9 protein-coding genes are annotated in these 13,186 nt (G+C 64.7%); 5 read left to right on the plus strand and 4 right to left on the minus strand.

Features of this window, described 5'->3' with window-relative positions; genetic code table 11:
* Window positions 1-60: 60 nt before the first annotated feature.
* Entirely contained in the window at window positions 61-2,304 is a 2,244-nt protein-coding gene (locus DCO48_RS18220) for a dermonecrotic toxin domain-containing protein (protein ID WP_133247620.1), read from the minus strand.
* 178 nt (window positions 2,305-2,482) lie between these two features.
* Here DCO48_RS18220 and DCO48_RS18225 point away from each other — a divergent pair, with 178 nt between their 5' ends.
* The 4 genes from DCO48_RS18225 to trxC are packed head-to-tail and all read left to right on the plus strand — an operon-like array spanning window position 2,483 to window position 9,558.
* Window positions 2,483-4,225, plus strand: coding sequence for a potassium/proton antiporter (locus tag DCO48_RS18225; protein WP_116551999.1), 1,743 nt, complete (start codon window positions 2,483-2,485; stop codon window positions 4,223-4,225).
* Between the two features lie 39 nt (window positions 4,226-4,264).
* Window positions 4,265-7,606, plus strand: coding sequence for a mechanosensitive channel MscK (gene mscK, locus DCO48_RS18230; RefSeq protein WP_116552000.1), 3,342 nt, complete (start codon window positions 4,265-4,267; stop codon window positions 7,604-7,606).
* Entirely contained in the window at window positions 7,603-9,063 is a 1,461-nt protein-coding gene (gene selO / locus DCO48_RS18235) for a protein adenylyltransferase SelO (protein WP_116552001.1), read from the plus strand. The genes mscK and selO overlap by 4 nt, the downstream gene beginning before the upstream one ends.
* A gap of 60 nt (window positions 9,064-9,123) precedes the next feature.
* Window positions 9,124-9,558: a thioredoxin TrxC gene (trxC, locus tag DCO48_RS18240; RefSeq protein WP_116552002.1), complete on the plus strand. Its 435-nt coding sequence runs from the start codon at window positions 9,124-9,126 to the stop codon at window positions 9,556-9,558.
* Here the strand turns inward: trxC and DCO48_RS18245 are convergent.
* Both DCO48_RS18245 and DCO48_RS18250 read right to left on the minus strand, forming a co-directional pair.
* Window positions 9,555-10,328, minus strand: a complete 774-nt coding sequence (locus DCO48_RS18245; protein ID WP_116552003.1) for a ParA family protein — start codon at window positions 10,326-10,328, stop codon at window positions 9,555-9,557. The two genes, trxC and DCO48_RS18245, sit on opposite strands and share 4 nt — an antisense overlap.
* A gap of 180 nt (window positions 10,329-10,508) precedes the next feature.
* Window positions 10,509-11,411, minus strand: coding sequence for a LysR family transcriptional regulator (locus tag DCO48_RS18250; RefSeq protein WP_116552004.1), 903 nt, complete (start codon window positions 11,409-11,411; stop codon window positions 10,509-10,511).
* 120 nt (window positions 11,412-11,531) lie between these two features.
* On the opposite strand from DCO48_RS18250, the gene DCO48_RS18255 reads away from it, so the two are divergent.
* Window positions 11,532-12,794 (plus strand): MFS transporter, encoded by a 1,263-nt coding sequence (locus tag DCO48_RS18255; RefSeq protein ID WP_116552005.1) that lies wholly within the window; start codon window positions 11,532-11,534, stop codon window positions 12,792-12,794.
* Window positions 12,795-12,834: 40 nt separating this feature from the next.
* Here DCO48_RS18255 and DCO48_RS18260 read toward each other — a convergent pair whose 3' ends face one another.
* Window positions 12,835-13,182 carry a YgiW/YdeI family stress tolerance OB fold protein gene (locus DCO48_RS18260; protein ID WP_116552006.1) on the minus strand — a complete coding sequence of 116 codons (348 nt, stop codon included), beginning with the start codon at window positions 13,180-13,182 and terminating at the stop codon, window positions 12,835-12,837.
* Window positions 13,183-13,186: the final 4 nt, after the last annotated feature.

The following is a 13,186-nucleotide window of genomic DNA, read 5'->3' on the forward strand; positions in this document are numbered from 1 at the left end:
CCACAGTAAAGCAGTGCAGCGCTGCTCTTGTGGGAGCGGGCTCGTCCCGCGATGAGGCGCTCAAACCTCCCGAAACAACCGTTCCATCAACGATTCGCCCACCCGCTGCGCCAACGCTTGCCGCACTACCGGCGCCCCGCTGCGCAACTCGAACAACGCCCCACCGCCACTCCCCGCCTCCAGCGCCTTCAAGCGCACCTGGGTAAACCGATACTGCGCCCCGCTCACCTCGGCCACCGCTTCCACCCGCAACGCCCAGCCCGGCATCAGCAGCGACTCCGCCTCATGCGGCAAATCGGAAAACGGCGCCACCGGCACCGCACACCGTGCCCCGCCCGGTTCCAGCACATACACCACGGCGTCTTCACCGAACACCACGTGCCCAGCCGCCAGCACTTGCGGGTTATGGAACATTTCCCAGGCAACATACGGATTCTCCGAAAACGAGGTGAAATCGGTGGTCAGCAGCCGGTCGCCGACCGTGATCCGCCCGTCGCGCCAATACGCCCCCGAGGTACCCCGCTCAGCCAGCCCGACCCGGTACAGGCGCACCTGGTTGTCCGCGCCCAACTGCCCCAGTTCATCGCACAGCGCATGCACCCGCGCCACACTCGGCGCCACCCCATCCTCCAGCGGCAAGCCGCGCAACAGGTCGTTGTAGCGCTGCGGCGAGTGGCTGTACTGCTTGATGTTGCGCGCACCGAAGCCCAGTTCGTCGCAGTACACCGCCAGCGGCTGGCCGAACGCATCGAGGTATTGCCCACTGGCCGAGAGCATCTGCGCATCGACCCGCGGCACATCGGCCAACAGCAGACGCTGGCGCACCAGGGCCAGATCGGACGCCGCGTGCAAGCGATCCACCCCAGCCTGCATGTGCAGGTCCCAGAACGACGAACTGCGCCGCTCCAGCCTGCCGCTGCCGGCGGTCTCCAACGTCGGCGCCAGCTCGTCCAGCAGCGCCGACGGCGCCGACGCGGGCTGCCGCGTTACCTGCAGGGTGCGCCGGTCGAGCTTCTGCAATGGCACCTCCAGCAGTTCGCCAGCACGCATCATGTAGGCATCGAGCAGCACGAACAGCGTATCCAGCAACACCCCCCACCAACCCGCCTGACGCCACGCGGTCGTACGCCCGTTCAGCGCCTGGTCCAGGTGCAGCGCCAGGCTGCCAACCCCAGCACCGATTCCCAGCAGCGCCAGCGGCCAGCCCAGCGGCGCCGCCGGGGTTGCGAGGCCGGCGGCCTCACCGAGGTAAACCAGCCATTGGGATTTGCTCAGTTCGCTGTTGGAGACGATCTGCGCGTGGGCATCGCGGCTCAGCGCCGCCTTGACCTGCTCGCGCAAGTACACGAATACATCGCCGCGGATCGCCTCGGCCTTGCTGTTGAGCTGCAGCTCGTGCGCTCGAAGCTGCGTACAGATGCCCTGCACCTGTCGATAGTTGCCCGCGTCAAGAAACCAGCCGCTGAAGCGCTCGCGCCCCTCCTCCTCGCGTACCAGCGCGAGCACCCAGTTATACAGGTCCAGGTGATCCCTGAAGGTGTACAGCGCTGCCTCGGCGCCGACCACATAGAGCACCTGTCGGCCATTGCCGAACTGCATGCGCAGCACACCACGCGCCTGCAAGCCGCCGACCTCGAAAGTGCGAAAGCCCGAACGAACGCGGCTGTCGCGGTCCTGCCCCAAGCGCTGCAGGTGTGTCGGCAACTGCAGCGCACCGAAGGCGGCATTGAGCAACTGGTAGCGCTCGTCGGCCGTCAGCCGCTGGTCGGCCCGCGCCTGGGTCACGGCAGCCAGAAAGCGCGCACGGGCCAGCACGCAGAAATCGCTGGCGTGCTGCCACCAAAACGCCTCGAAGGCCTTTCTGTACACCGAACGGAAGTCCATGCTCCACAGCGCATCGAGCACCCTGTCGGGCATCAGCCGGACCTCGTTGCGCTCGTCGTAATGGCCAGGGCCGGCCGGGCTGCGGTAGAACCCGCCGCACTGCCCCAGCAGGTCGAAATTGAACTGCTCGCGCAGCGTGAACCGGCGCACCAGCAAGTGCGTCAGGGTTACCGACTCGCGCGGCTGCCCACTGTGCTCCCAGCCGGTAAAGGTGCGCGAGCTGCTCTGGGCAGTGTCGAAGCGATGCCACCAGATTGTATCGGGATCGCACCAGTGGCCCAGCTGTGCCTGCAACAGATGCCCGGCGCCCTGGCGGGCCAGGCGGTGGAGGTCGGGAAAATTGGCCAGGTAGCGTTCGGCAATCGCCTGCACGGAAACGCAAGCAGGCGCCTGGGGCGCAACAACGGAAGAGGAGGACATCAGCGTTCAACCTTGAGCAGTGGCACGGGCGTCCAACTTCGATCCGCCGTCCTCCACGCCGGTGGTAACTATGTAGGCAGCGCTTTACAGCCCGCCAAGCGCTCAGGTTAAATCGGTTGGCATGCGACCTGCTTGTAACGGTCCGTCCCCTTTTCGTTTTACCCCTGGAGTACTGCCTTTGGATGCGTCCACCATCAATAGCCTGTTCTTGATCGGCGCATTGCTGGTGGGTGCAAGTATTCTGGTCAGCTCGCTGTCGTCGCGCCTGGGTATCCCGATCCTGGTGATCATCCTGGCAGTCGGCATGCTTGCCGGGGTCGATGGCGGCGGGATCATCTTCAACAACTACCCGACCGCCTACCTGGTGGGCAACCTTGCCCTGGCGGTGATCCTGCTCGACGGCGGCCTGCGCACCCGCGTGGCGAGTTTCCGCGTGGCCCTCTGGCCGGCGTTGTCGCTGGCCACGGTCGGCGTGCTGATCACCACCGGCCTGACCGGCATGATGGCGGCCTGGCTGTTCGACCTGAACCTGATCCAGGGCCTGCTGATTGGCGCCATCGTCGGCTCCACCGACGCCGCCGCGGTGTTCTCGCTGCTGGGCGGCAAGGGCCTCAACGAGCGGGTCAGCGCCACCCTGGAAATCGAATCCGGCAGCAACGACCCGATGGCGGTATTCCTCACCGTCACCCTGATCGGCATGCTCGCCAGCGGCCAGACCGGCCTGCACTGGAGCCTGCTCGGCCACCTGCTGCGCGAGTTCGGGATCGGCGGCGTGCTCGGCCTGGGCGGCGGCTGGCTGATGCTGCAACTGGTCAATCGGATCAACCTGGCCAGCGGCCTGTACCCGATCCTGGTAGTCAGCGGCGGCCTGGTGATCTTCGCCCTGACCAACGCCCTGCACGGCAGCGGCTTCCTCGCCGTGTACCTGTGCGGCCTGGTGCTCGGTAACCGGCCGATCCGCAGCCGCCACGGCATCCTGCACATGCTCGACGGCATGGCCTGGCTGGCCCAGATCGGCATGTTCCTGGTGCTCGGGCTGCTGGTGACGCCGCACGACCTGCTGCCGATTGCCGTGCCGGCGCTGATCCTGGCGCTGTGGATGATCCTGGTCGCCCGGCCGTTGTCGGTGATGGCCGGCCTGCTGCCGTTCAAGGCCTTTCATGGCCGCGAGAAAGCCTTCATCTCCTGGGTCGGCCTGCGCGGCGCGGTCCCGATCATTCTGGCGGTGTTCCCGTTGATGGCCGGGCTGCCGAATGCGCAGCTGTACTTCAACCTGGCGTTCTTCATCGTGCTGGTTTCGCTGCTGGTGCAGGGCACCAGCCTGCCGTGGGTCGCGCGCTTGCTCAAGGTGACCGTACCGCCGGACCCGGCGCCGATCTCCCGCTCCGCCCTGGAAGTGCACATCACCAGCGAGTGGGAGCTGTTCGTCTACCGCCTGGGTGCGGAAAAATGGTGCATCGGCGCCGCCCTGCGCGAACTGAAAATGCCCGAAGGCACCCGGATCGCCGCCCTGTTCCGGGGCCAGCAACTGCTCCACCCGTCGGGAAGTACCGTACTCGAAGTCGACGATCTGCTCTGCGTGATTGGCCACGAACACAACCTGCCGGCCCTCGGCAAACTGTTCAGCCAGGCACCGCAGCGTGGCCTCGACCTGCGCTTCTTTGGTGACTTCGTGCTCGAAGGTGACGCAGAACTGGGCGCTGTAGCCGCGCTCTACGGCCTCAAGCTGGATGGTCAGGACGCGCACATGCCGCTCGCCCAGTTCATCGCGCACAAGGTTGGCGGGGCGCCGATCGTCGGCGACCAGATCGAATGGAACAACACCCTGTGGACGGTCGCGGTGATGGAAGGGAACAAGATCCTCAAAGTCGGCGTCAAATTCCCCGAAGGTTCTCGACCCGGCCCAGGGCTGTTCCTTTAAACTCCGATTTCCAGCCCCGGTTGTACGAATTTTCTGCCTATGTCCCTGCGCACTTATCTCTGCGCAGCCCTGCTCGGGCTGTGCCTGTCCCTCTCCTTCGCCGATGCCGCGGAGTTGCCCAGCACCGCGTCGGTGCAGCACAGCCTCGACAAGATTGCCGAGCGCAAGCTGCCGGAGGCCGACCAGAAGGCCTTGCAGCAGGTGCTGCAACAGACCCTGGCGTTTCTCAACAGCAAGGACGAGGCGGAAAAACGCCTGGCCGCGCTCAAGCAGCAGCTCGCCGACGCGCCGCGACAAACCAGCGAAAGCCAACGTGAGCTGACCAAGCTCAAAGACAGCAAGACCCTGCCGGTAGCCCAGCGCTATGCCGCGCAGAGCGTGCCGCAATTGGAGCAGTTGCTGGCCGAGCGCACCAGCCAGCAGAGTGAGCTGCAAAAGGCGCTGTCCGACGCCAACAGCCTGATCATCAACTCGCAGACCCGCCCCGAGCGCGCCCAGGCCGAGATCAGTGCCAACCAGACCCGCAGCCAGCAGATCAACACCACCCTGAAACTGGGCAAGGACGCCGGCAAGGCGCTCTCCGCCGAGCAGCGCACCCAGCTCAACGCCGAGTTGGCCTCGCTCAATGCCGTGACCCTGCTGCGCCGCCAGGAACTGGCCGGCAACAGCCTGTTGCAGGACCTCGGCAATGCCCAGCACGACCTGCTGATCGAGCGCGCCGCCCGTCTGGAACAGGAGATTCAGGACCTGCAGACGCTGATCAACCAGAAGCGCCTGGCGCAGTCGCAGCAAACCGTTACCGAGCAGTCCATCGAGGCGCAGAAAGCGGGCGGCAGCAGCCTGCTGGCGACCGAGAGCGCCGCCAACCTGAAGCTCTCCGACTACCTGCTGCGCAGCACCGACCGCCTCAACGAACTGACCCAGCAGAACCTGCAGACCAAGCAGCAGCTCGACAGCGTGACCCAGAGCGACCAGGCCCTCGACGAGCAGATCAACGTGCTCAAGGGCAGCCTGCTGCTGTCGAAGATCCTCTACAAGCAGAAGCAGGCGCTGCCGCACCTGAGGCTCGACCGCGACCTGGCCGACCAGATCGCCGACATCCGCCTGTACCAGTTCGAAATCAACCAGCAGCGCGAAACCCTCAGCAGCCCGAGCAGCTATGTCGAGCAACTGCTCGCCAGCCAACCCGCGGAAACCATCACCCCGCAACTGCGCCGGGCCCTGCTGGAAGTGGCGATCACCCGCAGCGACCTGCTCGAACGGCTGAACCGCGAGCTGAGCGCCCTGCTCAACGAATCGATCACCCTGCAACTGAACCAGAAGCAACTGCTGAGCACCGCCCAGGCCCTGCGCAATACCCTCGACGAGCAGATGTTCTGGATTCCCAGCAACAAGCCGCTGGACCTCGAATGGCTGCGCAGCGTGCCCGAGCGCCTGCAAAAGCAGGTGGTGAGCCTGCCCTGGGGGTCGGGCATCAAGGGCATGGCCGACGGCCTGGTGCAGCGGCCTCTGCTGTTCCTGCCGCTGTTGCTGCTGATCGGCGTGCTGCTGTGGCGGCGCAAATACCTCTATGCGCGGCTGAGCAAGGTTCACCAGGACGTCGGCCACTTCAAGCGCGACAGCCAGTGGCACACGCCGCAGGCGATCCTGATCAACGTCTTGCTGGCAATGCCGCTAAGCCTGGGCCTGGCCCTGTGCGGCTACGCCTTGCAGATCGACGCCCGTGGGCAAAACGCCAACCTCGGCGCCGCCCTCTGGCAGATCGCCCAGGCGTGGCTGGTGTTCTACACCGCCTACCGCATTCTGGCCCCCGGTGGCGTGGCCGAGTTGCACTTCCGCTGGGCCAAGCCGCAGGTCGAGTTCCTCCGTAGCTGGATCCGCCGTCTCGGCACGGTGGTGCTGGCCCTGGTCGGCGTGGTTGCAGTGGCCGAGCACCAGCCGTCGGCGCTGGCCGAGGACGTGCTCGGTATCGGCGTGGTACTGACCTGTTATGCGCTGATGGCCTGGCTGCTCAGCCGGCTGCTGCTGAGCAGCCCGGCGCACCGCAACACCTCGCTGTTCCGCCAGGCCGTCGGGGTGGCGTTTACCGCCCTGCCGATCGCCCTGTTCATGGCGGTGTGCTTCGGCTACTACTACACCGCCCTGAAGCTCACCGACCGCTTGATCGACACCCTCTACCTGCTGATGTTCTGGCTGGTGATCGAGGCCGCCTTCGTCCGCGGCCTGGCCGTTGCTGCGCGGCGCCTGGCTTACCAGCGGGCACTGAGCAAGCGCCAGGCGGTCAAGGAAGGCCTGGACGGCGAAACCGTGGTCGAAGAGCCGACCCTGGACATCGAACAGGTCAACCAGCAGTCGCTGCGACTGATTCGCCTGGCCCTGCTCGGGGGCTTCATGGCCGCGCTGTACTGGGTCTGGTCGGACCTGATCAGCGTGTTCGCCTACCTCGACAACATCACCCTCTACGAGTACACCAGCGGCACCGGCGCGGCCATGAGCATGGTGCCGATCAGCCTCGGCGACATGCTCGGCGCACTGGTGATCATCGGCATCACCTTCGCCCTGGCCGGCAACCTGCCTGGTCTGCTGGAAGTGCTGGTGCTGTCGCGGCTGAACCTGGCCCAGGGCAGCGCCTACGCCACCACCACGCTGCTGTCCTACGCGATTGCCGGGATCGGCTTCGTCACCACCCTGTCGACCCTCGGCGTGAGCTGGGACAAGTTGCAGTGGCTGGTGGCGGCGCTGTCGGTGGGCCTTGGTTTCGGCATGCAGGAGATCTTCGCCAACTTCATCTCCGGCATCATGATCCTGTTCGAGCGCCCGGTGCGGATCGGCGACACCATCACCATCGGCAACCTGTCCGGCACGGTGAGCAAGATCCGCATCCGTGCCACCACCATCACCGATTTCGACCGCAAGGACATCATTGTCCCGAACAAGACCTTCATCACCGGCCAGCTGATCAACTGGTCGCTGACCGACACCATTACCCGGGTCACGCTCAAGCTCGGCGTCGACTATGGCTCGGACCTCGACCTGGTGCGTTCGCTGCTGTTGCAGGCGGCCAACGACAACCCGCGCGTGCTCAAGGAGCCGGCGCCGATCGTGTACTTCCTGAACTTCGGTGAAAGCACCCTCGACCATGAGCTGCGCATGCACGTGCGCGACCTCGGCGACCGCAACCCGGTGCTCGACGAGATCAATCGCTACATCAACAAGGAATTCAAGAAACAGCACATCAACATCTCGTTCCGGCAGATGGAGGTGTACCTGAAGAACATGCAGGGTCAGGAATACAAGATGGTGCCGGTCGAAAGCATGGACAAGACGGTGCTGCCATTAGCGCCGAACGCTGAGCAGAAACCTGCCGGAGACCCGCGTTGAAAAGCCTCGACGAACTGCTGTTCGACAACCGCTTCGCCCGCCTGGGCGATGCGTTCTCCACCCATGTGCTGCCCGAGCCGATTGCCGAGCCGCGCCTGGTCGTGGCCAGCGAGGCCGCCCTGGCGCTGCTCGACCTCGACCCGCGCGAAGCGCAGTCGCCGCTGTTCGCCGAGCTGTTCAGCGGGCACAAGCTGTGGGCCGAGGCCGAACCGCGGGCGATGGTCTATTCCGGGCATCAGTTCGGCCACTACAACCCGCGCCTCGGCGATGGCCGTGGGCTGCTGCTGGGCGAGGTGTACACCGACGCCGGCGAACACTGGGACCTGCACCTGAAGGGCGCCGGGCAGACCCCGTATTCGCGCATGGGCGATGGCCGCGCCGTGCTGCGTTCGTCGATTCGCGAGTTCCTCGCCTCGGAAGCCTTGCCGGCGCTGGGCATCCCGAGCAGCCGGGCCTTGTGCGTGATCGGTTCCAGCACCCCGGTGTGGCGCGAAACCCAGGAGCACGCGGCGATGCTGCTGCGCCTGGCGCCGAGCCATATCCGCTATGGGCATTTCGAGTATTTCTATTACACCCGCCAGCCGGAACAGCAGCGGTTGCTGATCGAGCATGTGCTCAACCTGCACTTTGCCGAATGCCGCGAGGCAGCGGAGCCGTACCTGGCGATGTTCCGCAGCATCGTCGAGCGCAATGCCGAGCTCACCGCGCGCTGGCAGGCGTATGGCTTCTGCCATGGAGTGATGAACACCGACAACCTGTCGATCCTGGGTATTACCTTCGATTTCGGGCCGTATGCGTTTCTCGACGATTTCGATGCCAACTTCGTCTGCAACCACTCCGACAACCAGGGCCGCTACAGCTACAGCAACCAGGTGCCGATTGCGCACTGGAACCTCAGTGCACTGGCACAGGCATTGACCCCGTTCATCAGCGTCGCGGCGTTGCAGGAGGCGCTGGGGTTGTTCCTGCCGTTGTACGAGGCGCATTACCTGGACCTGATGCGCCGGCGCCTGGGCCTGACCGTGGCCGAGGATGCAGACAAGGCCTTGCTGGAACGGCTGTTGCAGCTGATGCAGCGCGGGGCGGTGGATTACACGCTGTTCTTCCGCCACCTGGGCGACCAGCCGGCGGAAGCGGCGTTGCGAGTGGTGCGTGAGGATTTCGTCGACCTCGCCGGGTTCGATCGCTGGGGCGAGGATTACCTGGCCCGGCTGGCGCGCGAACCGGGCAACGCCGAGGGCCGGCGTGCGCGCATGCATGCGGTGAACCCGCTGTATATCTTGCGCAACTACCTGGCGCAGCGGGCGATCGAAGCGGCCGAAGGCGGCGATTACGCAGAGGTACGGCGCCTGCACAAGGTGCTGACGCGGCCGTTCGACGAACAGCCGGGGATGCAAGCGTATGCCGAGCGGCCGCCGGAGTGGGGCAAGCACCTGGAGATCAGTTGTTCCTCGTAAGTGCTTGATTATGCGGTGCAGCCGCAAAACCTGAAATCTCGATTTACATAGGAGCCCCGCATGACCGACCCCCTGCTCATCCCCTGCCCGCATTGCAACGGCCTTAACCGCATCCCCGCCACGCGCCTGGGCGATCAGCCGAAATGCGGGCGCTGCAAAGCCAGCGTTCTGTCGCGCACGCCGTTCGAGCTGAAACAGGCCGACTACGCCAGCCAGATCAAAGGCGACCTGCCACTGTTGATCGACGTCTGGGCCGACTGGTGCGGCCCATGCAAGTCCTTTGCGCCGATCTTCGAACAGGCCGCACAGCAACTGGCCGGCCGCTGCCGCCTGGCCAAGCTCGACAGCGAAGCCAACCCGCACCTCGCCGGGCAACTGGGCATCCGCTCGATCCCGAGCCTGATCCTGTTCAAGAATGGTCGTGAAATCGCCCGCCAGAGCGGTGCATTCCCACTCCAGCAACTCCTGGAGTGGCTACGCAGCGCCGGGGTTTAAGCGCGCTCTTCGAGCAAGGCATGCAGTTCGACGAACTGCTGGGTCAGCTTGTGCCGTGGGTCCAGGTAGATCAGCGGCTGGCTGGCCTGGTGCGACTCGCGCATCTTCACCGAGCTGGCCAGGTACACCGGCAACACCGGCAAGCCCTCGGCCAGCAACTCGTCGAGCATCTGCTGCGGCAGGCTGGCACGCGCCTGGAACTGATTGACGACAATCCCCTCCACCTCCAAGCCCTCGTTGTGGTCGTCCTTCAGCTCCTCGATCTCGGCCATCAGCCCATACAGTGCCTGACGCGAGAAACTGTCACAGTCGAAGGGAATCAGTACGCGATCGGCAGCAATCAGCGCCGATACCGCATAGAAATTCAACGCCGGCGGCGTATCCAGGTAGATCCGGTCGTAGTCTTCAGCCAGCTCATCCAGCAGCTTTCGCAGCTTGTTGATCTTGTGCTTGGCCTCAAGCTTGGGTTGCAGGTCGGCCAGTTCCGCGGTGGCGGTGACCACATGCAGGTTGTCGAACGGGGTTTCGTAGATATCGACCTTGCTCTTCTTGGCAAACGGCCCGGACGACAGCGTCTGCTTGAAGAAGTCGGCAATGCCCATGGGAATGTCCTCGCCGGTCAGGCCGGTAAGGTACTGGGTCGAGTTGGCCTGGGCATCCAGGTCGATCAGCAGGGTCCGATAGCCTTCATTGGCACTCACCGCCGCCAGGTTGCAGGCAATGCTCGACTTGCCCACGCCACCTTTCTGATTGAACACCACGCGCCGCATGCAAAAACCTCCATGTGTCAGGGGGAAGGCCCGAGTATGTCGGCGCTGCGCCGGTTTAGCCAGCACCCGCTGGACCACGGGTGAAGGCTTTCGACCGAGGGTCGGCGGCGGCGGCCAAGGAAGCCGATGCCAACGCGCTGATCAGCTTCGCCAGCGACGACCTGGCGCACGTCGACTGACCTAGCCCGGCGGGTGCACCTCGCGCCCGCCCAGCAAGGCGACAAAGGCGTTGACCATCGCCGACGCAGTCGCCTTGCGCTGCACCAGCCACACGGCGGTCATCGCCTCGGCATCGAGCAGGGTGCGGTAGACCACGCCGTCGATACGCATGCGCTGGAACGACGCCGGTAGCACCGAGACCCCCAACCCCGCCGACACCAGGCCGATGATGGTCATCGCCTCCCCCGCCTCCTGGGCGAAGTGCGGGCTGAACCCGGCTGCCCGGGCCAGGCTCAGCAACTGTGCATGCAGGCCGCTGCCATAGCTGCGCGGAAAGAACACGAACGGTTCATGCGCCAGCGCCGCCAGGTGCAGGCCGGCTTCGCTGCCAGCAGCCAGCGGATGGCCGGCGTTGAGCACCGCCACCAGAGGTTCGCGCAGCAGCTCGGTGGCCAGCAGGCTGTCGGGCAGGGCCAGCGGCCGCATCAGGCCGACATCGATGGACTCGTCGAGCAGCGCGTCGGCGACGTCGCGGCTGCTCATTTCCTTGAGGTTCAGGTGCACCGCCGGAAAGCGCTGGCGGAAGGCGTAGATGGCCTTGGGAATGTTCGAGTTGAACGGTGCCGACGAGGTGAAGCCAACCTTCATCTCGCCCAGCTCGCCAAGCTGCGCACGGCGCGCGACATCGGCGGCCTTATCGACCTGGGCCAGCACCAGGCGGGCTTCCTCAAGGAACAGCCGGCCGGCTTCGCTGAGCGCCACGCGGCGGTTGGTGCGGTCGAACAGCCGCGCCCCCAGTTGCTGTTCCAGGGCCTGGATCTGCTGGCTCAGCGGCGGCTGGGAGATGCCCAGCAACTGCGCGGCGCGTCCGAAATGCAGCTCTTCGGCGACGGCGATGAAGTAGCGCAGGTGACGCAATTCCATGGCGGCTCCAATAGGTCGTAAAACCTCTTAAACAGGTCGAACAATATATTGGAAATGATCATTAGCCAGCTATATGCTTTTTTCACTGCCGGGTACGGCCGTAGCCCTTCCGAGGTTCCTGTGAAAACTGCTGTTGCGCCCCACGCCCACGACGTTCCCCCTGCTGCTGCCGATGTGGCTGCCGAGCCGTTCAGCGAACGCTGGATCGAGAAAGGCACCCCGGCGTTCATGCGTACGGTACTGGCACTGTTCTGCGGCGGCTTTGCCACCTTTGCCCTGCTGTACTGCGTGCAACCGATGATGCCGCTGCTGTCGACGGAGTTTTCCATCAATGCGGCACAAAGCAGCCTGGTGTTGTCGGTGTCGACCGCGATGCTGGCCATCGGCTTGTTGATTACCGGGCCGATTTCCGACCGCATCGGGCGCAAGCAGGTGATGGTTGCGGCGTTGTTCTGTGCCGCGTTGTGCACCTTGGCCAGTGCGCTGATGCCGACCTGGCAGGGGGTACTGGCGTTGCGCGCGCTGGTCGGCTTGTCGCTGAGCGGGCTAGCCGCAGTGGCGATGACCTACCTGAGCGAAGAGATTCATCCGCAGCACATCGGCCTGGCGATGGGCCTGTACATCGGCGGCAATGCGATTGGCGGGATGAGCGGGCGACTGATCAGCGGTGTGCTGATCGACTTTGTCAGCTGGCACACGGCGATGCTGGTGATTGGCGGCCTGGCACTGGTAGCGGCGGCGCTGTTCTGGCGGATCCTGCCGGAGTCGCGCAACTTCCGCGCCCGCCCGCTGAACCCGCGCAGCCTGCTCGAGGGCTTTACCCAGCACTTTCGCGATGCCGGGCTGCCGTGGCTGTTTCTGGAGGCGTTCGTGTTGATGGGGGCGTTCGTCACCCTGTTCAACTACATCGGCTATCGCCTGCTGGCGGCGCCGTACCAGATGAACCAGGCGCTGGTCGGGTTGCTGTCGGTGGTGTATCTGTCGGGCATCTACAGTTCGGCACAGATTGGCGCACTGGCGGACAAGCTGGGCCGGCGCAAGGTGTTCTGGGCAACGATTGTGCTGATGTTCGCTGGTTTGCTGCTGACCTTGTTCCAGCCGTTGCCGCTGGTGATTGTCGGCATGCTGGTGTTTACCTTCGGCTTCTTCGGTGCGCACTCGGTGGCCAGCAGCTGGATTGGCCGGCGCGCGAAAACCGCCAAGGGCCAGGCCTCGTCGTTGTACCTGTTCAGTTATTACGCGGGGTCGAGCGTGGCGGGGACGGCAGGCGGGGTGTTCTGGCATTACGCCGGGTGGAACGGCATCGGGGTGTTTATCGGTAGCTTGCTGGTGGTGGCCTTGCTGGTGGCGCTGAAGTTGAGTCGGTTGCCCGTTAAACAGTGAGGGCCTCATCGCGGGACGACTCGTCCCGCGATGCTTTCGATCAGTTGACGATCTCGACCAGATCCACATCGATCTCGCGGCTCATCAGGTTCTTTTCCACTTCACCGGTCAGCTTGACCTTGGTCTTCTCGTTGAATGCTACCGCCGGCAGATCTTCGTTATCGATCTCCACGGTAATGGTGCCGGTATTGTCCTTGAACTCGTACTTGTCGTCGTTGTTCAGCTGCTTGGTGACAAACCCGTGCAACACCACCGGGCTGTCATCGGCCGCGTCGTTGGCGGCGGCAACGGTGCTGATCGGCTGGGCGCCTGGCCCGGTATAACCGACGGCCAGGGCAGCCGTGCTGAACAGCGGGGCAAGCAGCAGAACGAGGTAACGGGCTTTCATGGTA

Source organism: Pseudomonas sp. SDI, from assembly GCF_003105155.1.
In the GTDB taxonomy this organism is placed as follows: Bacteria; Pseudomonadota; Gammaproteobacteria; order Pseudomonadales; family Pseudomonadaceae; genus Aquipseudomonas.

Excerpts from the sequence above, each read along its gene's own strand:
- DCO48_RS18220 (WP_133247620.1), bottom strand. The coding sequence starts at position 2,304 with ATGTCCTCCTCTTCCGTTGTTGCGCCCCAGGCGCCTGCTTGCGTTTCC.
- mscK (WP_116552000.1), top strand. The coding sequence starts at position 4,265 with ATGTCCCTGCGCACTTATCTCTGCGCAGCCCTGCTCGGGCTGTGCCTG.
- trxC (WP_116552002.1), top strand. The coding sequence starts at position 9,124 with ATGACCGACCCCCTGCTCATCCCCTGCCCGCATTGCAACGGCCTTAAC.
- DCO48_RS18245 (WP_116552003.1), bottom strand. The coding sequence starts at position 10,328 with ATGCGGCGCGTGGTGTTCAATCAGAAAGGTGGCGTGGGCAAGTCGAGC.
- DCO48_RS18250 (WP_116552004.1), bottom strand. The coding sequence starts at position 11,411 with ATGGAATTGCGTCACCTGCGCTACTTCATCGCCGTCGCCGAAGAGCTG.
- DCO48_RS18260 (WP_116552006.1), bottom strand. The coding sequence starts at position 13,182 with ATGAAAGCCCGTTACCTCGTTCTGCTGCTTGCCCCGCTGTTCAGCACG.